A 23168-nucleotide genomic window follows, 5' to 3' on the forward strand; every position below is an offset into this window, starting at 1 on the left:
CCCACGACGCCTGGCACGCACACTCGCTGCGTTGTCGGAGTCATCCAGGTACGTCCAGTACGAGGATGATCCTCCGCCTTGCGATTGCACGCACCAGACGCCGCGGACCCCGCCCTGCGGGCGGACGACGCTACTTTCGAAACACGCCCTAGGTCCTGTCCGGCGGATCATGTGCGGAGCCATAAGCGGATGGCTGCGACGGTGACCGTGCCGTGGAAGACATACGCCCGCTTGTCGTACCTCGTCGCCACGGCCCGGAAGCTTTTGAGCAGGTTGATCGTCCGCTCGACTTCGTTGCGGCGCTTGTATCTGTCCTTGTCGAAGCCGGTGGGCCTGCCGCCCTTGCTGCCGCGGCGTCTGCGGTTGGCCCGCTGGTCCTTCGGCTCGGGGATGGTGTGCTTGATCTGGCGTCTGCGCAGGTAGCGCCGGTTCCGCCGGGACGAGTACGCCTTGTCACCGCCGAGATGATCCGGCCGGGTGCGTGGATGCCCGCCTGCCAGCCGGGGGACGCGGACACGTTCGAGGACCGGGATGAGCTGCGGGGCATCGCCCCATTGGCCTGGTGTGATGAGCAGGGCAAGGGGTCGGCGTCCGCCTTCACCGGCGAGGTGGATCTTGGAGGTCAGGCCGCCCCGGGACCGTCCGAGCCCCTCGTCGGGGCGGTGATGCCGGGGCGTTGATCTTTTTTCGGGACACGCGGTGCTTTCCTGCGTGCCCCGGCGGCGTGCTGGTGAGCGCGGCAGGAGGTCGAGTCCACACTCACCATGCTCCAGTCGATCCGGCCTTCCACGTCGGCGTCGGCCTGGACGGCCTTGAGGATCTGGTCCCAGGTGCCGTCCGCGGACCAGCGCCGGTGCCGTTCGTAGACGGTCTTCCACCTGCCGAAACGCGAGGGAAGGTCCCGCCACGGTACCCCCGTGCGCTCACGGAAGAGGATCCCGTTGATCACCTTGCGGTGGCTGGCCCACCTCCCGCCACGCTGCCCGGTCTCAGGCAGATGCGGCTTCAAGCGCGACCACTCCGCGTTCGTCAGATCACCACGTCCCATGACCAACTACACGGCCACGAGCGTCAGATCACTCAAAGATCCGCCGGACAGGCCCTAGCCGAGCGGGTGGGCGGCCAGCAGGTCGCCCAGGGCCTCCTCGTGGGCGGCGGCAGGGCCGAGGGAGAGCTCCAGCTGCTTGGCCCAGGCGTGGTAGCGGTGCAGCGGGTACTCGATGTCCGCGCCGAAGCCGCCGTGCAGGTGCTGAGCCGTCTGCACCACCCGCCGCACTCCCTCCGACGCCCAGATCTTGGCCACCGCGATGTCGCCGGCGGGCGGCAGAGCCCCGCCGGCGCCGGTGCCGATCCGCCAGGCGGCCTGCCAGAGCGTGGCCTCCATGGCTCGCAGGTCGATGTACCGATCGGCGGCTTGCACGGCGACAGCCTGGAACGTGGCGACCGGAAAGCCGAACTGCTCCCGCTTGCCGGTGTAATCGGCGGTCATGGCCAGCACCCGTTCACCGAGGCCGAGCGCCAGGGCACAGGTGCCCGTGGCGAGCAGTCCCCGGAGCCACTCCCAGGCCTCCTCGTCGTCGATCAGATCCCGGTCGTCGACCCGTACCGTGTCGAGCCGGACCTCGGCGAGAAGCTCGCCGCTCGTGGAGACCTGGTCGAAGAGGGTGACGCCGTCGTGGACGTTCGGCACCAGAGCCAGGACGGCCCGGCCGTCCTCGGTGTGGGCCGGCACTGCGACACGGTCTGCGCACTGGGCCCACGGCACTGCCGTCTGCACCCCGTCGAGGACCCAGCCCTCCGTCGATCCGGCGGGGCAGCGGCGTGCTGTGACGGCGTGCTCGGCGGGATCGTGTCCGGTGCGGCCGTTGGCCCCGACCGTGAAGACCAGCTCACCGCGTCCGATCCGGGAGAGGACCGCCTCACGGAGCTCGGCGCTGCCGTAACGCGCCAAGGTCATGGCGACCGCGCTCGTCTCCAGCAACGGCACACGCGCCAGCACCTTCGCCGCTTCGCGCAGCACCAGGCAGAGCGCGACGGGGTCGAGGCCGGCCCCGTCGTGCTCCGACGGCAGAACCAGGCTCAGCAGGTCGGAGTCCGCGAGCCGGGCCCACAGCGAGCGGTCGAACTCGTCGGCAACCGCCGCCTCGGCCATCGCCGGGCTCGGCACCGCGTCGGGTGCCACCGACGAGAAGACCGCCTTTGCGGCCTCCACGGCCGCCAGGTGCTCCTGGGTGAAGGTGAAGTCCACAGCCCGCTCCTTCCACGACACAGCCAGATCTGACGGAGCGTCAAGATAGGGCAGGCTGTGCCCGAAGGGAATGGGCACGGAGACCGGGAAGGGCTCGGAGCGCGTCTGTGCGGGCCGCGGCGCGCTCACGGTCTCGTCGGCTCAGCGGTCGAAGTCCAACTCCACGGCCGGTGTCGCCGGGTGGGACTGGCAGGCCAGGACATAGCCCGCCTCGGTCTCCTCCGGCTCCAGGGCGAAGTTGCGGTCCATCCGGACCTCGCCCGACACCAGGAAGGCCCTGCAGGTGCCGCAGACGCCGCCTTTGCAGGCGTACGGTGCGTCCGCCCGCCTGCGCAGCACCGTCTCCAGGAGCGACTCGCCTTCCTTGACCGGCCACGTGCCCGACCTGCCGCCGAGGGTCGCGGTGAGTGAGGCGTGGGCCGGTGCGGCCACAGCGACGCCAACCGGCGACGAGCCGTCGTCGACGTGGAAGATCTCCTGGTGGATATGGCCCCGGTCCACCCCGAGCCCGCGCAGAGCGCGCTCGGCGCCCTGCACCAGCCCGAACGGTCCGCAGAGGAACCAGCCGTCCACAGAGGGCACCGGAAGCAGGGCCGGCAGCAGGCTCGTGAGGCGCTCCTGGTCCAGCCGCCCGGAGGGCAGACCGGACTGCTGCTCCTCCCGCGAGAGGACGGTCACGAGCTGGAAGCGGCCGGGGAAGCGGTCCTTGAGGTCGGCGACCTCGTCGAGGAACATCGTCGAGGCCGCGGTGCGGTCGCTGCGGATGAGGCAGAACCGGGCTTCCGGCTCCTGCGCGAGCAGCGTCGAGGCCATGGACAGCACCGGTGTGATGCCACTTCCGCCCACCACCGCGGCGAAGTGACCTGGCCTGGGGGGAAACAGGAACCGGCCTGCGGGTGGCATCACCTCAACCACGTCCCCGGCGGCCAGCTCCTTCAGGGCGAAGGTCGAGAACTCGCCGCCGTCGACCAGGCGGATGCCGACGCGGAGCACGGGGGCGGCGCCGCCCGCGGCGGCAGGGGTGCAGATCGAATACGTGCGGCGGACTTCCACGCCGTCCACGAACCGGCGCAGCGCTATGTGCTGGCCGGGTGTGTGGCGGAAGGTCTCGCGCAGCTCGGTCGGCACCTCGAAGGTGACGGCCACCGAGTCGTCCGTGAGCCGTTCGACCGCGCTGACCCGGAGCGGATGGAACATCTACAACTCCTTGAAATGGTCGAAAGGTTCGCGACAGGAAACACATCGGCGCAGGGCCTTGCAGGCCGTGGAGGAGAACCTGCTCAGCAGCTCCGTCTCGGTCGAGCCGCAGTTCGGGCAGCGCACCGAGAGAGTCAGCGGCACTGGCTCGTCCGCCGAATGGGGACGGGGCGGCGCTATGCCGAACTCGGTGAGCTTGCGCCGGCCTTCCGCGCTGATGTCGTCCGTCGACCAGGCGGGGGAGAGAACCCTGACGACCGAGACGTCGGCCATACCGTGCTCGTGCAGCACCTGCTCGATGTCCGAGGTCATGGCCTCGATGGCCGGGCAGCCGGTGTATGTCGGCGTCAGCTCGACCCTGACGCTGCCGGGCCCGAGCAGACTCACGCCGCGAATGACGCCGAGCTCTTCGAGTGTCAGCACCGGCAGTTCGGGGTCGGGCACCGAACCCGCGATCCTGCGCAGCTCCGCCTCGAGCGTCGTGTCGGTCTCGACCTGTCCGGCCCCGGTCACCATGACGCCCCCGGGTGGCTGCGGTGCAGGTGCTGCATTTCGGCCAGCATCCGTCCGAACGACTCGGTGTGCAGTCCCTGGCGTCCTGCTCCCGCCGACCAGGCGTCGCTGCGGGGCCCCGAGGGCACGGTCAGCGTCGCCCGCTCCAGGACGGCCCGGATCCGCTCCAGCCAGGGCGCCTCCAGCGCGCCGAGGTCGACGTCGAGCCCGTCCACCGGCTGGAACATCTCGCCCGTGAAACGCCACAGCGCGTCGCACGCCCGCTGCATCCGCTCATGACTCTCCGCGGTGCCGTCACCGAGTCGCGTGATCCAGTGCTCGGCGTGGTCCTGGTGGTAGGCGACCTCCTTGACCGCCTTGGCGGCGAGCCCGGCGAACGGGCCGTCTCCGGCCGCCAGCTGCCCGTACAGCAGGTGCTGGTAGACCGAGAAGTAGAACTGGCGGGCGATGGTGTGCGCGAAGTCGCCGTTCGGCTGCTCGACCAGCTGGAGGTTGCGAAAGGCCCGCTCCTCGCGGAGGAACGCCAGTTCGTCCTCGTCCCCGACGAGAGAGAGCAGCACACGAGCCTGTCCCAGCAGGTCCAGGGCGATGTTGGCCAGGGCGACATCTTCCTCCAGGACCGGTGCGTGGCCGGCCCATTCGCCCAGCCGGTGCGAGAGCACCAGGGCGTCGTCGCCAAGAGCCAGTGCCGCCGAGGCGTTCGCCGCGGGGCCCTCCGCCGGGGCGTGCACCGTGGAGGCCTCCGCCGCGGGGGTGGGCTGCGTCGTGGGCGTCGTGCTCACAGGTGCTTCACCCCTTCCGGGATGTCGTAGAACGTCGGGTGGCGGTAGGGCTTGTCGGCGGCCGGCTCGAAGAACGGGTCCTTCTCGTCCGGCGAGGAGGCGGTGATCGAGGTGGAGGGCACCACCCAGATCGAGACGCCCTCGCTCCGCCGGGTGTAGAGGTCCCGCGCATTGCGCAGGGCCATCTCCGCGTCCGGTGCGTGGAGGCTGCCTGCATGGGTGTGGGACAGTCCGCGGCGCGAGCGCACGAAGACCTCCCACAGCGGCCATTCGGTCGAGCTGCTCATGCCGTCGCCTCCACGGACTCGGTGTGCTGTGCCTGGTGCTTCTCCGCGTACGCGGCGGCCGCGTCCCTCACCCAGGCTCCCTCTTCGTGCGCCCGCCGGCGCTGGTTGATCCGCTGTTCGTTGCAGGGGCCGTTGCCCTTGAGGACCTCGTGGAACTCGGCCCAGTCGATCGCGCCGAAGTCGTGGTGGCCGCGCTCCTCGTTCCACCGCAGATCGGGGTCCGGGAGGGTGAGGCCCAGGGACTCGGCCTGCGGGACACAGATGTCCACGAAGCGCTGACGCAGCTCGTCGTTCGAGTGGCGCTTGATCTTCCAGGCCATCGACTGCGCGGAGTGCGCCGACGCGTCGTCCGGTGGGCCGAACATCATCAGCGACGGCCACCACCAGCGGTCCACGGCGTCCTGCGCCATCGCATGCTGCTCGGGCGTACCCCGGGACAGGGTGAGCAGCAGCTCGAACCCCTGGCGCTGGTGGAAGGACTCCTCCTTGCACACACGCACCATCGCGCGGGCATAGGGCCCGTACGAGCAGCGGCAGAGCGGCACCTGGTTGGTGATCGCGGCGCCGTCCACCAGCCAGCCGATCGCGCCGACGTCGGCCCAGGTCAGTGTGGGGTAATTGAAGATCGAGGAGTACTTCTGGCGGCCGGTGTGGAGCTTGTCCAACAGGTCGTCGCGGCTGGCGCCCAGTGTTTCCGCGGCGCTGTACAGATACAGGCCGTGACCGGCCTCGTCCTGCACCTTGGCCATCAGGATCGCCTTGCGGCGCAGTGAGGGCGCCCGCGTGATCCAGTTCGCCTCGGGCTGCATGCCGATGATCTCCGAGTGCGCATGCTGAGCCATCTGGCGGACCAGCGAGGCGCGGTACGCCTCCGGCATCCAGTCACGCGGCTCGATGCGCTCGTCGGCGGCCACGGCGGCGTCGAACGCCGCCTCGTACCCATCCGCAGTCACTGCCGTCATCCGGACTCCCCTACCGACCGATCGTTCGGTTCATCGGCTTCAATGGTCGGTCGGCGGCCCGTAGGGTGTCAACCCTGTGGATAACCGAGGTGGCCGACGGGGATCGGGGCGGGATGGACTCCTACGAGGATGAGGACGCCAATGGCGCCGGAAGCTCGAGCTCCGGCCCGCGTTCCCCCCGCCCTGCCCGGCGGCCGGACGATCTCCCCGGCCCCCGCCGGGAGGACGGGACCCGACAGCTGCGACGGGGGGACGAGCCTCAGGACGGCTGGGACAGTCAGGACGGTGAGGAGAGGCCGCCGGCGGCCGGGGCCGGGCCACAGGATGCTCGGGCCGGGGAGAGGCCGCGTGACGGTCGTGAAGCCTGGCCCATAGCCCGGCAGGCCCCGCCAGGCCAACAGGCCCAGCAGGCTCTGCAAACACCGACGCCCTCCGACGGGCCGCCGTCGGAACCCCTCGTCCTCGCACCGCCCGCGTCCGGCGGCGGCATGGCCGGACTGTCCCTCCCCTACCAGGTGGCCGCCGCCGTGGCGCTCGCGCTGATCACCGTCGTCGCCTGTGTCCACCTGGCGATGGTCTTCCTCCACGTCGCCCCCTCCAACACCGTGACCAAGCAGCACGGCGAGGCGGTCGACGGCTGGGTCTACCCGGAGTTCGAGCAGAACTGGAAGCTCTTCGCACCCAATCCGCTCCAGCAGAACATCGCCGTTCAGGTGCGTGCCCAGTACACGGCCGCAGACGGCAGCCGGCGCCGCAGCGACTGGATCGACCTTTCGGCCGAGGACGGTGCGGACATCCGGGGCAACCTGCTCCCCAGCCACCTCCATCAGAACCAGCTCCGCCGGGCCTGGGACTTCTACGTGGGCTCCCACGACACAGAGAACCAACCCAACGGCCTGCGCGGACGGCTCTCCGAGAGCTACATCCGCCGCATCGCGATGCTGCGCCTCGACCACCACGACCTGGGCGGTCCGGTCGAGCGCATCCAGCTGCGTGCGTCGACGAGGGCGATCGAGGCTCCCGAGTGGAGCGACGAGAAGATCGACACGCGGCCCGTCCACCGTGAGCTGCCGTGGTGGACGGTCACCGCGGCGGATCTGCCCGCAGGCGTCGACAACGGACGTGCCGAGGCCGCAGGCGTCGACAACGGGCGCGCCGAGGCCGGACGCGCCGGCAGCGATTCGACCATCGACGCGGCGGGGGCGGCCCGGTGAAGCCCGCCGCCGACCGCAGGGTCGCCCGCGCCGTCCAGCGCGTCACCGCCACCGCCCTCGGGCCGTACCAGAGCGCCGTCGTCCGGATCGGCTTCGCCGCGACCTGGTTGCTGTTCCTCCTGTGCGAGCTGCCCAACCGGCATGCCCTCTACGGACCCGACGGTCCCTGGAGCTGGGACATGGGCCGGGAGCTGATCGCCGACAACAACGCGTTCACCGTGCTCCTGGTGTCGGACAGCACCCAGTGGTTCGAGATCGTGTACGGCGTGTGCGTGCTGTCCAGCCTGCTGATGCTGCTCGGCTGGCACACCCGGGCCGTGTCCGTGGTCTTCATGGTCGGCGTCCTGTCCCTGCAGAACCGCTCGATCTTCGTGGGGGACGGCGGCGACAACGTCGTCCATCTCATGGCCATCTACCTGGTGCTCACACGCTGTGCCCAGGTCTGGTCGCTGGACGCCCGCCGGGCGGCAAGGAACCCCGGTCAAGACCGCGTGGGGCCGGTTCTGTGGGCGGTGCTCGGCGTGCTGCTCTTCGTCGGGACGCTACTGGGCCGGGTCGGCGGGGACACCTGGCTGATCGTCCTCTTCTGGGGCCTGTGGATCTCGCAGGGCGTGTGGTGGGCGGTGAACCGCTGTGCGCCGCAGAGCGAGCCGCGCACCCTGCTGGACGTCCTGGCGAACCTCGCCCATAACGCCGCCCTCTTCGTGATCATGGCCGAGGTGTGTCTGATCTACGCGACCGCCGGCTGGTACAAGATCCAGGGCTCGCGCTGGCAGGACGGGACCGCGCTGTACTACCCCCTCAAGCTGAGCTACTTCGCCCCCTGGCCGGACCTCTCCGCGCTGCTGGCCTCGTGTGGCGTGATGGTGATGCTGCTGACCTACGGCACGGTCGTCGTGCAGGTCGCGTTTCCGTTCACGCTGCTCCAGCGGCGCGTGAAGAATGTCCTGCTCGCGGTCATGATGCTCGAGCACGCGGCCATCGCGGTCCTGCTGGGCCTGCCGTTCTTCTCGCTGGCGATGATCGCCGCGGACGCGGTGTTCCTGCCGACCGCGCTTTTGGTGAACTTGGGCGCCCTGGTGGCGCGCAGGCGGAACCGCCTGCTGCCCGGAAGGACCGTCCCGCCCCAGTTGCGACGGGCGAGCGAGGAGCGGCACCGTACGCTCGTCGGGTGAGCACCACCGAAGAACCGCTTCAGTACGACGAGGGCTACGCCCCCGAGGTCGGCGTCGGCCCGCACCCGCTGCCCTGGCCCCAGGGCGAGCAGTACGACACCGAACTGCTGGCCGGAGGCGACCGGCGCAATGTCGTCGACCAGTACCGGTACTGGACGCGTGAGGCGATCGTCGCCGACCTCGACACCCGCAGGCACGGTTTCCATGTGGCAGTGGAGAACTGGGGTCACGACTTCAACATCGGCTCGGTGGTGCGCACCGCCAACGCGTTTCTGGCCCGGGAGATCCATATCGTCGGTCGCCGCCGCTGGAACCGGCGCGGTGCCATGGTCACCGACCGCTATCAGCATGTGCGGCACCACCCGGACACGGTCTCGCTGACCGAATGGGCGGCGGCGGAGGATCTGCCGATCATCGGGATCGACAATCTGCCCGGGGCTGTGCCGCTGGAGCGGACCGAGCTGCCTCGCCGATGCGTGCTGCTCTTCGGCCAGGAAGGGCCCGGCCTCACGGACGAGGCGCGTAAACAGGCGGCGATGGTGTGCTCGATCGCTCAGTTCGGCTCGACACGGTCGATCAACGCCGGCGCGGCGGCCGCCATCGCGATGCACGCGTGGGTGCAGCGGCACGCCGACGTTCCCGCCCCGGGAGCCTGATCACCACGGGGTTGCTTCCGGCGTACCGGTTGAGGTCCGCCGGAGGGCTGTGGGGCAGGACCGCTTCGGGCCCCGCCCCACACCCCGTGGCATCAGGCCTGGCGGCGGACCTCCACCACGCGGAAGCGGTTGGCGACGAAGGCGCTGTCGCACAGGGCCGCATTCGCCGCCGGGTTGCCGCCCGAGCCGTGGAAGTCGGAGAACGCGGCGGTCTGGTTCACGTACACCCCGCCGGTCAGGTTCAGCGAGAGCTGGGCCGACTCGTCCAGGCAGACGTCCTCGAGAGCACGCTCCGTCTCGGCGGAGGTGGTGTAGGCGCCGACCGTCATGGCGCCCTTCTCACGGACCGTGCGGCGCAGGAGATCCAGCGCGTCCGCCGTGGAGTCCACGGCCACCACGAAGGACACCGGGCCGAAGCACTCGGAGAGGTACGCCGGCTCGGAGTCGGCCGACTCCCAGAGCTTGCGGGCGCCGTCGAGCTTCACGATGACCGGAGTCCGCACCGTCGCCCCGGGAAACTCCGGGTTGGCGACCTCGCGCGACTCCAGCGCCACCTCGCCGAGGCCGGCCGCGGCCTCGAGACGCGCCTTGACGTCGGGGTTGACCAGGGCGCCGAGCAGGGCGTTGGCCCGGGCGTCGTCGCCGAGCAGACCGCCCACGGCGGCGGCCAGGTCGGCGGCCACCTCGTCGTACGTCTTCGGGCCGGCGTCGGTCGTGATGCCGTCCCGGGGAATCAGCACGTTCTGCGGGGTGGTGCACATCTGGCCGCTGTACAGGGACAGGGAGAAGGCCAGATTGGACAGCATGCCCTTGTAGTTGTCGGTGGAGTCGACGACGACCGTGTTGACGCCGGCCTTCTCCGTGTAGACCTGTGCCTGGCGGGCGTTGGCCTCCAGCCAGTCACCGAAGGCGGTGGAGCCCGTGTAGTCGATGATCTTGATCTCCGGGCGCGTCGCCAGGATCTTCGCGATTCCCTCGCCCGGACGCTCGGATGCGAGACAGACGAGGTTCGGGTCGAAGCCGGCCTCCGCGAGGACCTCGCGGGCCACCTTCACCGTGAGCGCCAGGGGCAGTACGGCGCGGGGGTGCGGCTTGACCAGGACCGGGTTACCTGCCGCCAGGGAGGCGAAGAGGCCGGGGTAGCCGTTCCACGTCGGGAAGGTGTTGCAGCCGATCACCAGCGCGATGCCGCGTCCCGCGGTCGTGAAGGTCTTCCGCAGCTCGAGCGGGTCGCGCTTGCCCTGGGGCTTGGACCAGTCGGCGGCGGCGGGGGTGCGGGTCTGCTCCGCGTACGCGTACGCGACGGCCTCCAGGCCGCGGTCCTGGGCATGCGGGCCGCCGGCCTGGAACGCCATCATGAAGGCCTGCCCGCTGGTGTGCATCACCGCGTGTGCGAACTCATGGGTGCGGGTGCTGATCCGGGAGAGGATCTCGAGGCAGACGAGGGCGCGCGTCTCGGGGCCGGCCTCGCGCCAGGCCGTCATGCCGGCGCGCATCGCCGGCAGCAGGACGTCCAGGTCCGGGTGTGGGTACTCGATACCCAACTCCGGTCCGTACGGAGAGACTTCGCCGCCCGTCCAGCCGTCCGTGCCCGGCTGGTCCAGGTCGAAGCGCGAGCCGCGGAGCGCCTCGAAGGCGGCCAGGCCGTCGGCGGGCGCGCTCTCGCCGTAGGCCTTGGGGTGCTCGGGGTGCGGAGACCAGTACGCGCGCGTGCGGATCGCTTCGAGGGCCTGGTCGAGCGTGGGCCGGTGGGTCTCGGTCAGCTGCATGCGGACCAACTCCTCATCGAGCTGGGCAGGGGAGGAATGACAGAGTTAGAGTAACCGAACGATCGGTCGGTACAAGGGGGCCTGTCGAACCTGTGGACAACTCATCGGGGAGGATCGCCTCCATGACCGCCATCGATACGAGTCGTACCGTCGCCGTTGTCGGCACCGGAACCATGGGCCAGGGAATCGCGCAGGTCGCCCTGGTCGCAGGCCATCCCGTACGTCTCCACGACGCCGTTCCCGGGCGTGCGCACGAGGCCGCGGCCGCGATCGGCGCCCGCCTCGACCGGCTCGTCGAGAAGGGACGAATGGCGTCCGCCGAGCGGGACGCCGCCCGTGCCAGGCTCCTGCCGGCCACGGATCTCGCGGAGCTCGCCGACGCGGCCCTCGTCATCGAGGCGGTCCTGGAGCAGCTCGCGGTCAAGCGGGAGCTCTTCACGGAGCTGGAGAAAATCGTCGCCGAGGGCTGCCTGCTCGCCACGAACACCTCCTCCCTGTCCGTCACCGCCGTCGCGGGAGCGCTGCGGAACCCCGGCCGCTTCGTCGGTCTGCACTTCTTCAACCCCGCGCCGCTCCTGCCCCTCGTCGAGGTCGTCAGCGGCCACGCCACCGACAGGGACGCCGCAGAGCGGGCCTACGCGACCATCCTGGCCTGGGGGAAGGCACCGGTGCGCTGCGCCGACACCCCTGGCTTCATCGTCAACCGCATAGCCCGGCCCTTCTATGCGGAGGCCTTCGCTGTGCACGAGGAGCACGGCGTCGACCCCGCGACCATCGACGCGATCCTGCGGGAATCCGGCGGATTCAAGATGGGCCCCTTCGAGCTCACGGACCTGATCGGCCAGGACGTGAACGAGGCCGTGACCCGTTCCGTCTGGGACTCCTTCTTCCACAGCCCCAAGTTCCTGCCCTCCCTTGCGCAGCGCCGCCTGGTCGAGTCCCGCCGCCTCGGCCGGAAGTCGGGTCGCGGCTGGTTCTCCTACGAGGACGGTGCCGCCAAGCCCGAGCCGCACACCGCGGAGCCGCAGGACGCACCCGAGTACGTCGTGGTCGAAGGCGATCTCGAGCCCGCAGGCGCACTCGTCGACATGATCCGCGAAGCCGGTATCGAGGTGAGGCAGGAGGGCGAGGACTCCGGGACGCGCCTGGTACTGCCCAGCGGTGGTCAGCTGGTCCTCGCGGACGGGCAGCTCTCCGCGGAGTTCCGCGATGTCGTCTACTTCGATCTTGCCTTCGACTACCGGTCCGCGACCCGGATCGCGCTGTCCGCCGCGCACGACGTCCGGGCCGACACGCTCGCCCAGGCGACCGGCCTCTTCCACGCGCTCGGCAAGAGGGTCAGCGTCATCCCCGACGTGCCCGGCATGATCGTCGCACGTACGGTCGCGATGCTGATCGACGTCGCGGCCGACGCGGCGGCGAAACGCGTCGTCAGCGAGGAGGACATCGACACGGCGATGCGCCTGGGGGTCAACTACCCGCAGGGACCCATGGAATGGAGCCGCAAGCTCCCCGCCGGCTGGGCACACGACCTGCTGGATCTGCTGCACGACCGCTGCCCGACCGGCCGTTACGCACCCAGCCTCGCGCTGTTCCAGCACTCGCTCGCCGGCGCGGAGGGTGAGGACGCCTCGTGAGCACCGCAAAGCGCGACACCTACACGCCGGAGACGCTGCTCACCGTCGCCGTGCAGATTTTCAACGAGCGCGGCTACGACGGTACGTCCATGGAGCATCTGTCCAAGGCGGCCGGGATCTCCAAGTCCTCGATCTACCACCATGTCTCCGGCAAGGAGGAGTTGCTCCGGCGCGCCGTCAGCCGTGCGCTGGACGCGTTGTTCGCGATCCTCGAGGAGAGCGGTGCGCAGCGGGGACGGGCCATCGAGCGGGTGGAGTACGTCACCCGGCGCACCGTCGAGGTGCTGATGGCCGAGCTGCCCCACGTGACGCTGCTGCTGCGGGTGCGGGGCAACACCAAGACCGAGCGGTGGGCGCTGGAGCGGCGTCGTGAGTTCGACCAGCGGGTGGCCGATCTGCTGAAGGCGGCCGCCGCGGACGGGGATCTCCGCGCCGATGTGGACATCCGGCTGGCGACCCGGCTGCTCTTCGGCATGGTCAATTCGCTGGTCGAGTGGTACCGCCCGCATCCCGGCGGCGGCTACGAGGGGGACCAGGTGGCGGAGACGGTCGTCCGGCTCGCCTTCGACGGGCTCCGGACGACGCCCTGAGTGAGCTGCGCACGGCCCCCTGACCGGGCTGCCGTGCCTGGCCGGACGGCTGCCGAAGCGCTTTGGCCGGACCGGCCCGAAGCGCTTGGCCAGCGGGCGCTCACAACTGGTCCGTCTCCGGAGCCGTTCCCTGAGCCGGAGCCGCCGCCCCCTGCCCCGCCACGGGGTCCAGGTCCGTCTCTTCGAAGACCAGCAGCGTCCGGGTCGACAGCACTTCGGGGATGGCCTGGAGCCTGGTCAGGACCAGTTCGCGCAGGGTGCGGTTGTCGGGTGTGTGCACCAGCAGGAGAACGTCGAAGTCTCCGCTGACCAGCGCGATGTGGGCCGCGCCCGGCAGCGCCTGCAGCTGCTCCCGGACGGTCCGCCAGGAGTTCTGGACGATCTTGAGCGTGATGTAGGCGGAGGCCCCCTGGCCTGCCCGCTCGTGATTCACCCGCGCGCTGAAGCCCCGGATCACACCGTCGTCGATGAGCCGGTTGATCCGGGCGTACGCGTTGGCACGGGAGACGTGCACGCGCTCCGCCACGGAGCGGATGGAGGCGCGACCGTCCGCTTGGAGCATGCGGAGGATGTCGCGGTCGATCGCATCCAGCGGGCGCGCCGGGGGCGTCTGCCCCGCGCGGTCCCCGCCGTCGGCCATTTGTTCAGCAGTCACGTCCCCCCGCCTTCCTAGCATGGACGACCTGTCTCCATCTCATGCTGTGGAGAACCGTTTGTCCACAGGCTGCCCGCGCCTGTAGCCAAAATGCGCCCACGACCGAACAATCGGTAGGTGAGGCGCGCCACACCCGCGCGCCTCCGACCCGTTTCTTCATGGCTTTCGTCGTCGCTCCCACGAGGAGGTGCTCGCGTTGAGAAAAAGCAGCACGACGGTTCAGGAGCTGCCCGGTTCCGCTGCCGCCGCCTACCGGCCCACACCGCCCCCCGCGTGGCAGCCGCGTATCGACCCCACGCCCCTGCTGCCGGACCCGGAGCCCTACCGCGTGCTCGGCACAAAGGCCGCCGCAGCGGCCGACGCCGAGCTGCTGCTGCGGCTGTACGCGGAGCTGGTGCGCGGCCGCCGTTACAACGCACAGGCGACCGCACTCACCAAGCAGGGCCGGCTTGCCGTCTACCCGTCGAGCACCGGGCAGGAGGCGTGCGAGGTGGGCGCTGCACTGGCGCTCGAGGAGCGCGACTGGCTCTTCCCGAGCTATCGCGACACCCTCGCGGCCGTGGCGCGCGGTCTGGACCCCGTCCAGGCCCTGACGCTGCTGCGCGGCGACTGGCACACCGGGTACGACCCGCACGAGCACCGCATCGCGCCGCTGTGCACCCCGCTGGCCACCCAGCTGCCCCATGCCGTGGGCCTGGCGCATGCCGCCCGGCTCAAGGGCGACGACGTGGTCGCACTCGCCATGGTCGGCGACGGCGGCACCAGCGAGGGCGACTTCCACGAGGCGCTGAACTTCGCCGCCGTGTGGAACGCGCCGGTGGTCTTCCTCGTACAGAACAACGGCTTCGCCATCTCCGTGCCGCTGGCCAAGCAGACCGCCGCGCCCTCCCTGGCCCACAAGGCCGTGGGGTACGGCATGCCCGGCCGGCTCGTCGACGGCAACGACGCGGTCGCGGTGCACGAGGTGCTCGGCGAGGCCGTGGCCCGTGCCAGGCGCGGCGGCGGCCCCACGCTGATCGAAGCCGTCACCTACCGCATGGACGCCCATACGAACGCCGACGACGCCACCCGCTACCGCGAGGACAGCGAAGTCGACGTCTGGCGCGCGCACGACCCGATTCAGCTGCTGGAGCGGGAGTTGACGGAGCGAGGACTGCTCGACGACGACCGCAGGCAGTCCGCCGCGCAGGCGGCGGAGGAGATGGCCGCGGACCTGCGCCGGCGGATGAACGCCGACCCGGTTCTCGAGCCGATGGATCTGTTCGAACACGTCTACGCCCAGCAGACCACCCAGCTGCGCGAGCAGGCGGCGCTGCTCCGGGCCGAGCTGGACGCTGAGGAAGAGGCACGATGACCACGGCCGCGGTGAAGCCCGCAACCATGGCACAGGCCCTGCAGCGCGCGATGCGCGACGCGATGGCCGACGACCCGTCCGTCCACGTCATGGGGGAGGACGTCGGAACCCTCGGCGGCGTCTTCCGGGTCACCGACGGCCTCGCCAAGGAGTTCGGCGAGGACCGTTGCACGGACACGCCGCTGGCCGAGGCGGGCATTCTCGGTACCGCCGTGGGCATGGCGATGTACGGCCTGCGCCCGGTCGTGGAGATGCAGTTCGACGCCTTCGCCTACCCGGCGTTCGAGCAGTTGATCAGCCACGTCGCCCGCATGCGCAATCGCACCAGGGGCGGCATGCCGCTTCCGATCACCGTGCGGGTGCCGTACGGCGGCGGGATCGGCGGCGTCGAGCACCACAGCGACTCCTCCGAGGCGTACTACATGGCGACGCCGGGCCTGCATGTCGTGACTCCGGCGACGGTCGAGGACGCTTACGGACTGCTGCGCGCCTCCATCGCCTCCGACGACCCCGTGGTCTTCCTCGAGCCCAAGCGGCTGTACTGGTCCAAGGCGGACTGGTCGCCCGAGACGCCGGCAGCGGTGGAGCCGATCGGCCGGGCCGTCGTCCGCCGCTCGGGGCGCAGCGCCACTCTCATCACCTACGGCCCGTCCGTGCCGGTGTGCATGGAGGCGGCCGAGGCCGCGGCGGCAGAGGGCTGGGACCTGGAAGTCGTCGACCTGCGCTCGCTGGTGCCGTTCGACGACGAGACGGTCTGCGCGTCGGTGCGGCGCACGGGGCGCGCGGTCGTCGTCCATGAGTCGACCGGGTTCGGCGGTCCCGGAGGGGAGATCGCCGCACGGGTGACCGAGCGCTGCTTCCACCATCTGGAGGCGCCGGTGCTGCGGGTCGCCGGTTTCGACATCCCGTATCCGCCGCCGATGCTGGAGCGGCATCACCTGCCGGGCGTGGACCGGGTGCTGGACGCGGTGGCCCGGCTTCAGTGGGAGGCGGCGAGCTGATGGCTCAGGTGCTGGAATTCAAGCTTCCCGACCTCGGGGAAGGGCTGACCGAGGCCGAGATCGTCCGCTGGCTGGTGTCTGTGGGCGATGTCGTGGCGATCGACCAGCCCGTCGTCGAGGTCGAGACGGCCAAAGCCATGGTGGAGGTGCCCTGCCCGTACGGCGGCGTGGTGACCGCTCGCTTCGGCGAGGAGGGCACGGAGCTGCCCGTCGGGGCACCGCTGCTCACTGTCGCGGTGGGCGCGACGGATGCGGCCGGAGCGGATGCGGCCGCCGCCGGGAGCTCCGCGGCGGACGCGTCCGCCGAGTCGTCCGGCAACGTCCTGGTCGGCTACGGGACCGGCGCGCCGGCGGCACGTCGGCGTCGTATCCGCCCGGCGTCGCCGACGGCAGCGCCCGCTCAGGCTTCGGATGCGGCCCCTGCCACGGCCGGGCAGGTGCCGCCGAGCGCGTCGGCTGCTGCCTCTGCCGTCACCGTCCCCGCTGCCGCGGCAGGCCGTGCCGCGATCACCGCCCCCACGGCCGACAAGGCCGCAAGCGGCCCTGTGGCCGTCATCTCGCCGCTCGTCCGCAAGCTCGCCCGTGAGCACGACGTCGATCTGCGCGCGCTGACCGGCTCAGGGCCCGACGGTCTGATTCTGCGGTCGGACGTCGAGCGGGCCCTGCGCGCTCCCGAGATGCCGGCGACGGCTGCCCCGGCCCCTGCCGCACCGGCTGCGGCCGGTGCCGGGACCGCAATCGCCGAGCGTGTCCCGATGCGCGGGGTACGCGGAGCCGTCGCCGACAAGCTGTCCCGCAGTCGGCGTGAGATCCCGGACGCCACCTGCTGGGTCGATGCCGACGCTACCGAACTGATGGCGGCCAGGGCCGCGATGAACGCCGCCGGTGGGCCCAAGATCTCGCTGATCGCGCTCATGGCCCGTATCTGCACGGCGGCCCTCGCCCGCCACCCGGAGCTCAACTCCATGGTGGACATGGACGCCCGGGAGATCGTGCGCCTGCCCGAGGTGCACCTCGGGTTCGCTGCCCAGACCGAGCGGGGACTCGTCGTCCCCGTCGTGAAGGATGCGCACAACCGGTCGGCGGAGTCGTTGACCGCCGAGTTCGCGCGACTCACCGAGGCTGCCCGGCAGGGGGCACTGACCCCGGCGGATCTGACGGGCGGCACGTTCACGCTCAACAACTACGGCGTGTTCGGTGTCGACGGCTCCACGCCGATCATCAACCACCCGGAGGCCGCGATGCTGGGGGTGGGCAGGATCGTGCCCAAGCCGTGGGTGCACCAAGGCGAGCTGGCGGTCCGTCAGGTGGTGCAGCTGTCGCTCACCTTCGACCACCGGGTCTGCGACGGCGGCACGGCGGGCGGCTTCCTCCGGTACGTGGCCGACTGCGTCGAGCACCCGTCGGTGTTGCTGCGCAGCCTGTAGGGCCGCCGCGCCGAACAGCAGCCGGCCGGAAGAGAAACCGGGCACGGCCGAAGAGAAGATCGAACCGGGGCTCCCCGCCCGCCGGATCGCGGACCATACTTCAGGAATGACCGCGACTACCGCGTACGACGCCGTCGTGCTCGCCGGAGGCGCCGCAAGGCGGCTCGGCGGGGCCGACAAGCCTGGGCTGAGCGTGGGCGGGCGAGCCCTGCTCGACCGCGTGCTGGCCGCATGCCGGGACGCCGGCCGCACCGTGGTGGTCGGCGGCCGGCGGCCCACGCCTCGGCCCGTGGTGTGGGCGCGCGAGGAGCCGCCCGGCGGCGGGCCGCTGGCCGCCCTCGATGCGGGGGTGCGGCAGACAGGGGCCGAGGCCGTCCTCGTGCTGTCGGCCGATCTTCCGTTCCTCGGGGAGGGGACCGTACGGCAACTGATCGAGGCCCTCGCCGCCAAGGACAGCGAGGCAGTTGTGCTGACCGACCCCGACGGTCGCGAGCAGCCCCTGGTCGCCGCGTACCGCGCCGAGCCCCTCAGGCGTGAGCTTGCTCTCCTTGCGTCCGAATACGGGAGCCTCTCCGGGCTGCCGCTGCGTCTACTGACGCGGGAATTGGACCTGGCCCGGATCGAGACCGACCCCCTCGCCTCCTTCGACTGCGACACCTGGGAGGACATCTCCACAGCCCGGGCCCGCATCAGGGAGCATGGGAACGTGCTGGACGAATGGATCACCGCAGTCAAGGACGAACTCGGCATCGAGTTGGACGTCGACACCCGAGCCCTTCTCGACCTTGCCCGCGACGCCGCGCACGGCGTCGCGCGCCCCGCCGCACCGCTCACCACCTTCCTGGTGGGCTACGCGGCGGCCAAGGCCGACGGGGGCCCCGAGGCTGTTGCGGAGGCCGCTCGCAAGGCATCCGCCCTGGCCGCGCGCTGGGCCGAAGAGGCAGAGCGGGAGGCCCAGCAGTCGGAGGGTGCCGGTGGGCCGGTGAATCCGGCGGTCGGCACGAACGGCGGGGCCGAAACAGAATGACCGGTCACGATCGCAGGGCGGCGGCCTCGGCGGGCGCCGAATGGGCACAAGCCGCCCCTGCTACGCCGATGCCCTCCGCAGAGCCGGTGCCGGGCGGCGCTCTTGAGGCGGCCGGCGTCTCGGGGGCGGACAGTTCGGATGGTTCGGACAGCCTCTTCGAGCCGGCTGGCCTCTTGAGCTCGGACAGTCTGTTCGCGCCCGACCGCGTCTTGAGGTCGGACAGGCCCTCCCAGCCGGACACCGTCTTCGACTCGGACAGCCTCTTCGAGCCGGACGGTGCCTCCCGGCCGGAACGTGTCTCCCGGACGGGCGGTGCCTCATTGGAGAACTGCGCCTCCGACGCGGACCGCGCCCCCCGACGTGCCGACGGCCCCGGCTCGTCCGACGACCCCCCATCGGCCGCGGGCGCCCCCCAGCCCGCAGGCGGCCGCCCCCAGCCCGCAGGCGGCCGCCCCGAGCCCGCAGGCGCCTCCGAGTCGGACGGTGTCGACGAAGCACTCGCCCTGATCCGCCCGATGAAGGACCACGCGCCGGCCTCCGCTTCTGCTCACTCCGGCGGCTCGGCCGCCCGCCGGCATCACGCCTCGCCGTGGCTCGACGCCCGAGCCCTGGCTGCGCGCGTCGGCCGCACCACCGCGCCCCGTACCCACGTCGTCCCCTTGGCTGAGGCCCTCGGGCAGGTGCTCGCCGAGCCGCTCACCGCCTTGTGCGACCTGCCCTCCTTCGACACCTCCGCCATGGACGGCTGGGCCGTCGGGGGTCCGGGCCCCTGGACGGTGGGGAGTGAGGAGTCGATCCTGGCCGGGCACGGCGACGCCCGTCCGCTGCCCGACGGTACGGCGGTGCGGATCGCCACCGGCGCCCGGGTTCCGCCGGAGACCACGGCCGTGATCCGCAGCGAGCACGCCCGCATGGACACAGCCACCCACCAGCTCCGTACCGAGCGTGAGGTGATTCCCGGTCAGGACATCCGCCCGCGTGGCCAGGAGTGCCGGTCGGGGGACCATCTGCTGTCCGCAGCCGCTCTGGTGACTCCGCCGGTGCTCGGGCTCGCCGCCGCCGCCGGATACGACGAGCTGGTCATCGTCGCCCGTCCGCGTGTCGAAGTCCTCGTACTCGGCGACGAACTGCTCACGTCGTCCCTCCCCCACGACGGTCTGATCCGTGACGCTCTCGGCCCGATGATCGGTCCCTGGCTGCGCGCGCTCGGAGCCGAGGTTCTGGCCACCCGCCGTCTCGGGGACGACGCCGAAGCGCTGCACCGGGCTGTCACCACTTCCGAGGCCGACGTCGTGATCACCACCGGAGGTACGGCGGCGGGTCCCGTCGACCATGTTCATCCGGTCCTGCGGAAGGCCGGCGCGCGACTGCTGGTCGATCAGGTCGCCGTACGGCCCGGCCACCCGATGCTGCTGGCCGAACTCGCTTCCGGACGATACCTGGTGGGACTTCCGGGCAACCCTCTCGCCGCCGTGTCGGGGCTTGTGACGCTCGCCGAGCCGCTGCTGCGCGGCCTCGCCGGGCGCCCCCCGGCCGAGCCGTACAGCGTGCCGGTTCGCGACGAGGTGCACGGCCACCCGTACGACACCCGGCTCGTTCCGTTCGTGCACCGGGACGACCGGCTGGTGCCGCTCCACTACCACGGCCCGGCGATGCTGCGCGGTATGGCGGCCGCCGACGGACTCGCCGTCGTTCCGCCGGGTGGTGCGCGGCCCGGAGACGAGCTGGAGGTCCTCGACCTTCCCTGGGCCACCTGGACGCCCTGGGCACCCTCGAACGACGAAGGAGGGTGTTTCACGTGAAACTTCCCGGCCAGGACGCCATGGCCCGCCACGCCGACGAGCACCTCGTCACAGGCCGGGTGAAGCTCCCCCGCCGCATCGTCGAGCGTCCGCTGCGCCAGGTGAGCAAGCGGCTGCTGATGGCGCTGACGGTCCTCGCCATCACCGTGCTGATCGTCTGGACCGACCGGGCGGGCTACCGCGACAACTCGGACAACAGCGTCGACTTCCTCGACGCCCTCTATTACGCGACCGTCACGCTCTCCACCACCGGCTACGGCGACATCGTTCCGTACAGCGACGGGGCACGGCTCACCAACGTGCTGCTGATCACCCCGCTGCGGGTGCTCTTTCTCATCATCCTGGTCGGCACCACTCTCGAGGTCCTCACGGAGCGCACCCGGGAGGAGTGGCGGCTGAACCGCTGGAGGTCCCACTTGCGCGAGCACACCGTCATCGTCGGCTTCGGCACGAAGGGTCGGTCGGCGATGCAGACTCTCTGTGCCACCGGGCTGCGCAAGGACCAGATCGTTGTGGTCGACCCGAGTGCCAAGGTGATCGACGCCGCCAACGCGGAGGGCTTCGTGGGAGTGGTCGGCGACGCGACCAGGAGCGATGTCCTCATCCGCGCCGAGCTGCAGAAGGCCCGTCAGATCGTCATCGCCCCCCAGCGGGACGACACGGCGGTGCTGGTCACGCTTACTGCCCGCCAGCTCAACCGAGGCGCGAAGATCGTCGCTGCGGTCCGTGAGGAGGAGAACGCACCGCTGCTGCGCCAGTCCGGAGCGGACGCCGTCATCACCAGCTCCGGCGCGGCCGGCCGACTGCTCGGCCTCTCCGTGCTCAGCCCCAGCGCAGGCACGGTGATGGAGGACCTGATCCAGCAGGGCAGCGGCCTCGACCTCATCGAACGCCCGGTGATAAAGGCCGAAGTGGGCCGCACGGTCCGGGAGACGGACGACTTGGTGGTGAGCGTGCTGCGCGGCCATCGGCTGCTGGGCTACGACGACCCGGCGGCCAGCCCTCTGCAGCTCACCGACCGGCTCATCACGATCGTGCGCGCGGACAACACCCCCTCCGGCAACGCCGCGGAGTAGCCTCGCCGCCATGCATGCGATCACGATTCCCGAGCCCGGTGGTCCCGAAGCCCTGGTCTGGGCCGAGGTGCCCGATCCCGTACCCGGCGAGGGCGAAGTCCTCGTCGACGTCGTGGCGAGTGCGGTGAACCGCGCGGATCTGCTGCAACGGCAGGGCTTCTACGACCCCCCGCCCGGTTCGTCCCCCTACCCCGGCCTCGAGTGTTCGGGCCGGATCGCGGCGCTCGGGCCCGGGGTCTCCGGCTGGGCCGTCGGCGACGAGGTGTGCGCCCTGCTGGCGGGCGGCGGCTACGCGGAGAAGGTGGCCGTACCCGCCGGCCAGTTGCTGCCGGTGCCGGAAGGTATGGATCTGACGACGGCCGCCGCGCTGCCCGAGGTCACCTCGACGGTGTGGTCGAACGTTTTCATGATCGCCCACCTGCGTCCGGGCGAGACACTGCTGGTGCACGGCGGCGCGAGCGGGATCGGCACCATGGCCATCCAACTGGCGAAGGCCGTCGGAGCCCGCGTGGCCGTGACCGCGGGCGGGCCGGACAAACTCGCGCGCTGCGCCGAACTGGGTGCGGACATCCTGATCGACTACCGCGAGCAGGACTTCGTCGAGGAGATCCGTAAGGCGACGGACGGCGTCGGCGCGGACGTGATCCTCGACATCGTCGGTGCCAAATACCTGGACCGGAACGTCAAGGCGCTCGCCGTCAACGGACGACTCGCCATCATCGGCCTCCAGGGCGGAGTGAAGGGCGAGTTGAACCTCGGCGCCCTGCTCGCCAAGCGGGCCGCAATCACGGCCACCTCGCTGCGCGGCAGGCCGCTGGGCGAGAAGGCGGCGATTGTGGCGGCCGTACGCGAGCACGTCTGGCCGTTGATCGGCGGAGGCCGGGTGCGCGCTGTCGTGGACCGTACGGTGCCGCTGGACCAAGCGGCGGAGGGCCACCGCGCGCTGGAATCCGGCACCCATGTGGGCAAGGTGCTGCTGACCGCCCCCGGCAAGGGCTGATCACCACTCCTCCTAGAGCGCGGAACACGCACGCAACGTGAGCGCGGAACACGCACGAACGTGCAGGGGCCCGGTCCACCGTCCGGTGGACCGGGCCCTTGTCGCAGGTGCAGGGCGTCCCGTAGGTGCCGGGCGTCCAGAGGTACGGGCGTCTAGAGGTACGGGCCGGAGCGGATCGCGCCGTGCTGACCGCCTTCGTCCTCGTCGTGCGGCGCACCGGGCGGCAGCGCGCGCCGCATCTGCTCCAGCTGCGCACGCGCGGCCATCTGCTGGGCGAACAGCGCCGTCTGGATCCCGTGGAAAAGGCCCTCGAGCCAGCCCACCAACTGCGCCTGCGCAATGCGCAGTTCCGCTTCGGAAGGGATCGCGTCGTCGGTGAAGGGGAGGGACAGACGCTCCAGTTCCTCGACGAGCTCGGGCGCGAGACCGTCCTCCAGCTCCTTGACCGAACCGGCGTGGATCTCCTTGAGGCGGACGCGGCTCGCCTCGTCCAGAGGAGCCGCCCTCACTTCTTCCAGCAGCTGCTTGATCATGCTGCCGATGCGCATGACCTTCGCAGGCTGTTCGACCATTTCCGTCACCGGGACCTCGCGCGACTCGTCGTCACCGTTGCCGTGACTGAGGGCCATCCCGTCCTGTCCCACGACGAGGACGTGGGGGCTCTCCTGCGACCGTTCATTCCTCGGCATCTCCATGCCGCCATTCTCTCGTACATGGGCGTCACAACACGGTGTGCCCCCGTAGGAGAGTGATCCACCCTCCTACGGGGGCACAAAACCGCTGGATATTGACCCGC

At 70.8% G+C, this 23168-nt stretch carries 22 protein-coding genes; 12 read left to right on the top strand and 10 right to left on the bottom strand.

What is annotated here, in order from left to right; genetic code table 11:
- Positions 1 to 167: 167 nt before the first annotated feature.
- The 7 genes from ACZ4SA_RS02750 to paaA all read right to left on the bottom strand — a co-directional run bounded on the left by ACZ4SA_RS02750 (position 168) and on the right by paaA (position 5989).
- Positions 168 to 1048 (bottom strand): IS5 family transposase gene (locus ACZ4SA_RS02750; protein WP_468269064.1). Its coding sequence is split into 2 segments (ribosomal slippage): positions 168 to 688 and positions 688 to 1048, totalling 882 coding nucleotides; the frame shifts between segments, so codons are not numbered across the junction.
- A gap of 54 nt (positions 1049 to 1102) precedes the next feature.
- Positions 1103 to 2248: an acyl-CoA dehydrogenase family protein gene (locus ACZ4SA_RS02755; protein WP_468269067.1), complete on the bottom strand. Its 1146-nt coding sequence runs from the start codon at positions 2246 to 2248 to the stop codon at positions 1103 to 1105.
- A 141-nt stretch (positions 2249 to 2389) separates the two neighbouring features.
- The gene (locus tag ACZ4SA_RS02760) at positions 2390 to 3445 is read right to left on the bottom strand and encodes a 2Fe-2S iron-sulfur cluster-binding protein (RefSeq protein ID WP_468269070.1); all 1056 of its coding nucleotides are present in this window, start codon (positions 3443 to 3445) and stop codon (positions 2390 to 2392) included.
- Positions 3446 to 3961 carry a 1,2-phenylacetyl-CoA epoxidase subunit PaaD gene (gene paaD, locus ACZ4SA_RS02765; RefSeq protein ID WP_468269073.1) on the bottom strand — a complete coding sequence of 172 codons (516 nt, stop codon included), beginning with the start codon at positions 3959 to 3961 and terminating at the stop codon, positions 3446 to 3448.
- Positions 3955 to 4689 (bottom strand): 1,2-phenylacetyl-CoA epoxidase subunit PaaC, encoded by a 735-nt coding sequence (gene paaC / locus ACZ4SA_RS02770; RefSeq protein ID WP_468269270.1) that lies wholly within the window; start codon positions 4687 to 4689, stop codon positions 3955 to 3957. The genes paaD and paaC overlap by 7 nt, the downstream gene beginning before the upstream one ends.
- A gap of 47 nt (positions 4690 to 4736) precedes the next feature.
- On the bottom strand, positions 4737 to 5027 hold the full coding sequence (gene paaB / locus ACZ4SA_RS02775; protein WP_468269076.1) for a 1,2-phenylacetyl-CoA epoxidase subunit PaaB: 291 nt from the start codon (positions 5025 to 5027) through the stop codon (positions 4737 to 4739).
- Positions 5024 to 5989 carry a 1,2-phenylacetyl-CoA epoxidase subunit PaaA gene (paaA, locus tag ACZ4SA_RS02780; protein WP_468269079.1) on the bottom strand — a complete coding sequence of 322 codons (966 nt, stop codon included), beginning with the start codon at positions 5987 to 5989 and terminating at the stop codon, positions 5024 to 5026. The genes paaB and paaA overlap by 4 nt, the downstream gene beginning before the upstream one ends.
- A gap of 113 nt (positions 5990 to 6102) precedes the next feature.
- Between paaA and ACZ4SA_RS02785 the strand changes: the two genes are divergently transcribed.
- Genes ACZ4SA_RS02785 through ACZ4SA_RS02795 form a run of 3 tightly spaced genes read left to right on the top strand, consistent with a single transcriptional unit; the run spans position 6103 to position 9034 of the window.
- Positions 6103 to 7203 (top strand): DUF5819 family protein, encoded by a 1101-nt coding sequence (locus tag ACZ4SA_RS02785; protein ID WP_468269082.1) that lies wholly within the window; start codon positions 6103 to 6105, stop codon positions 7201 to 7203.
- Positions 7200 to 8378 carry an HTTM domain-containing protein gene (locus ACZ4SA_RS02790; protein ID WP_468269085.1) on the top strand — a complete coding sequence of 393 codons (1179 nt, stop codon included), beginning with the start codon at positions 7200 to 7202 and terminating at the stop codon, positions 8376 to 8378. Before ACZ4SA_RS02785 ends, ACZ4SA_RS02790 begins: the two co-directional genes overlap by 4 nt.
- On the top strand, positions 8375 to 9034 hold the full coding sequence (locus ACZ4SA_RS02795) for a TrmH family RNA methyltransferase (protein ID WP_468269088.1): 660 nt from the start codon (positions 8375 to 8377) through the stop codon (positions 9032 to 9034). The genes ACZ4SA_RS02790 and ACZ4SA_RS02795 overlap by 4 nt, the downstream gene beginning before the upstream one ends.
- Positions 9035 to 9126: 92 nt before the next feature.
- On the opposite strand, the gene paaN is transcribed toward ACZ4SA_RS02795, so the two are convergent.
- Positions 9127 to 10803, bottom strand: coding sequence for a phenylacetic acid degradation protein PaaN (paaN, locus tag ACZ4SA_RS02800; protein WP_468269090.1), 1677 nt, complete (start codon positions 10801 to 10803; stop codon positions 9127 to 9129).
- Positions 10804 to 10925: 122 nt separating this feature from the next.
- Here paaN and ACZ4SA_RS02805 point away from each other — a divergent pair, with 122 nt between their 5' ends.
- Both ACZ4SA_RS02805 and ACZ4SA_RS02810 read left to right on the top strand, forming a co-directional pair.
- Positions 10926 to 12440 (top strand): 3-hydroxyacyl-CoA dehydrogenase, encoded by a 1515-nt coding sequence (locus ACZ4SA_RS02805; protein WP_468269092.1) that lies wholly within the window; start codon positions 10926 to 10928, stop codon positions 12438 to 12440.
- Positions 12437 to 13030 carry a TetR/AcrR family transcriptional regulator gene (locus ACZ4SA_RS02810; protein ID WP_468269094.1) on the top strand — a complete coding sequence of 198 codons (594 nt, stop codon included), beginning with the start codon at positions 12437 to 12439 and terminating at the stop codon, positions 13028 to 13030. The genes ACZ4SA_RS02805 and ACZ4SA_RS02810 overlap by 4 nt, the downstream gene beginning before the upstream one ends.
- Positions 13031 to 13130: 100 nt before the next feature.
- Here ACZ4SA_RS02810 and ACZ4SA_RS02815 read toward each other — a convergent pair whose 3' ends face one another.
- Entirely contained in the window at positions 13131 to 13670 is a 540-nt protein-coding gene (locus ACZ4SA_RS02815) for an Lrp/AsnC family transcriptional regulator (RefSeq protein WP_468269272.1), read from the bottom strand.
- Between the two features lie 211 nt (positions 13671 to 13881).
- Here ACZ4SA_RS02815 and pdhA point away from each other — a divergent pair, with 211 nt between their 5' ends.
- The 7 genes from pdhA to ACZ4SA_RS02850 all read left to right on the top strand — a co-directional run bounded on the left by pdhA (position 13882) and on the right by ACZ4SA_RS02850 (position 22372).
- A complete protein-coding gene (gene pdhA, locus ACZ4SA_RS02820; protein WP_468269096.1) occupies positions 13882 to 15039 on the top strand; it encodes a pyruvate dehydrogenase (acetyl-transferring) E1 component subunit alpha in 1158 nt (385 codons plus the stop codon).
- Complete coding sequence (locus ACZ4SA_RS02825) at positions 15036 to 16040, top strand: alpha-ketoacid dehydrogenase subunit beta (RefSeq protein WP_468269098.1); 1005 nt, start codon at positions 15036 to 15038, stop codon at positions 16038 to 16040. Before pdhA ends, ACZ4SA_RS02825 begins: the two co-directional genes overlap by 4 nt.
- Positions 16040 to 17467, top strand: a complete 1428-nt coding sequence (locus tag ACZ4SA_RS02830; protein ID WP_468269100.1) for a dihydrolipoamide acetyltransferase family protein — start codon at positions 16040 to 16042, stop codon at positions 17465 to 17467. The genes ACZ4SA_RS02825 and ACZ4SA_RS02830 overlap by 1 nt, the downstream gene beginning before the upstream one ends.
- Before the next feature lie 106 nt (positions 17468 to 17573).
- The gene (locus tag ACZ4SA_RS02835; RefSeq protein ID WP_468269102.1) at positions 17574 to 18494 is read left to right on the top strand and encodes an NTP transferase domain-containing protein; all 921 of its coding nucleotides are present in this window, start codon (positions 17574 to 17576) and stop codon (positions 18492 to 18494) included.
- A gap of 320 nt (positions 18495 to 18814) precedes the next feature.
- A complete protein-coding gene (locus ACZ4SA_RS02840) occupies positions 18815 to 20296 on the top strand; it encodes a molybdopterin molybdotransferase MoeA (RefSeq protein WP_468269274.1) in 1482 nt (493 codons plus the stop codon).
- Between the two features lie 20 nt (positions 20297 to 20316).
- Positions 20317 to 21372, top strand: coding sequence for a potassium channel family protein (locus tag ACZ4SA_RS02845; protein WP_468269276.1), 1056 nt, complete (start codon positions 20317 to 20319; stop codon positions 21370 to 21372).
- Between the two features lie 10 nt (positions 21373 to 21382).
- On the top strand, positions 21383 to 22372 hold the full coding sequence (locus tag ACZ4SA_RS02850; protein ID WP_468269104.1) for an NAD(P)H-quinone oxidoreductase: 990 nt from the start codon (positions 21383 to 21385) through the stop codon (positions 22370 to 22372).
- Between the two features lie 152 nt (positions 22373 to 22524).
- Here ACZ4SA_RS02850 and ACZ4SA_RS02855 read toward each other — a convergent pair whose 3' ends face one another.
- A complete protein-coding gene (locus ACZ4SA_RS02855) occupies positions 22525 to 23067 on the bottom strand; it encodes a bacterial proteasome activator family protein (protein WP_468269106.1) in 543 nt (180 codons plus the stop codon).
- Positions 23068 to 23168 lie beyond the last annotated feature (101 nt).

The sequence above is a fragment of the Streptomyces sp. NPDC027962 genome, assembly GCF_055566095.1.

Excerpts from the sequence above, each read along its gene's own strand:
- paaB (WP_468269076.1), bottom strand. The coding sequence starts at position 5,027 with ATGAGCAGCTCGACCGAATGGCCGCTGTGGGAGGTCTTCGTGCGCTCG.
- ACZ4SA_RS02760 (WP_468269070.1), bottom strand. The coding sequence starts at position 3,445 with ATGTTCCATCCGCTCCGGGTCAGCGCGGTCGAACGGCTCACGGACGAC.
- paaN (WP_468269090.1), bottom strand. The coding sequence starts at position 10,803 with ATGCAGCTGACCGAGACCCACCGGCCCACGCTCGACCAGGCCCTCGAA.
- ACZ4SA_RS02805 (WP_468269092.1), top strand. The coding sequence starts at position 10,926 with ATGACCGCCATCGATACGAGTCGTACCGTCGCCGTTGTCGGCACCGGA.
- paaA (WP_468269079.1), bottom strand. The coding sequence starts at position 5,989 with ATGACGGCAGTGACTGCGGATGGGTACGAGGCGGCGTTCGACGCCGCC.
- ACZ4SA_RS02835 (WP_468269102.1), top strand. The coding sequence starts at position 17,574 with ATGACCGCGACTACCGCGTACGACGCCGTCGTGCTCGCCGGAGGCGCC.
- ACZ4SA_RS02830 (WP_468269100.1), top strand. The coding sequence starts at position 16,040 with ATGGCTCAGGTGCTGGAATTCAAGCTTCCCGACCTCGGGGAAGGGCTG.
- ACZ4SA_RS02845 (WP_468269276.1), top strand. The coding sequence starts at position 20,317 with ATGGCCCGCCACGCCGACGAGCACCTCGTCACAGGCCGGGTGAAGCTC.
- ACZ4SA_RS02855 (WP_468269106.1), bottom strand. The coding sequence starts at position 23,067 with ATGGAGATGCCGAGGAATGAACGGTCGCAGGAGAGCCCCCACGTCCTC.
- ACZ4SA_RS02850 (WP_468269104.1), top strand. The coding sequence starts at position 21,383 with ATGCATGCGATCACGATTCCCGAGCCCGGTGGTCCCGAAGCCCTGGTC.
- ACZ4SA_RS02825 (WP_468269098.1), top strand. The coding sequence starts at position 15,036 with ATGACCACGGCCGCGGTGAAGCCCGCAACCATGGCACAGGCCCTGCAG.
- paaD (WP_468269073.1), bottom strand. The coding sequence starts at position 3,961 with ATGGTGACCGGGGCCGGACAGGTCGAGACCGACACGACGCTCGAGGCG.
- ACZ4SA_RS02815 (WP_468269272.1), bottom strand. The coding sequence starts at position 13,670 with ATGGCCGACGGCGGGGACCGCGCGGGGCAGACGCCCCCGGCGCGCCCG.
- ACZ4SA_RS02785 (WP_468269082.1), top strand. The coding sequence starts at position 6,103 with ATGGACTCCTACGAGGATGAGGACGCCAATGGCGCCGGAAGCTCGAGC.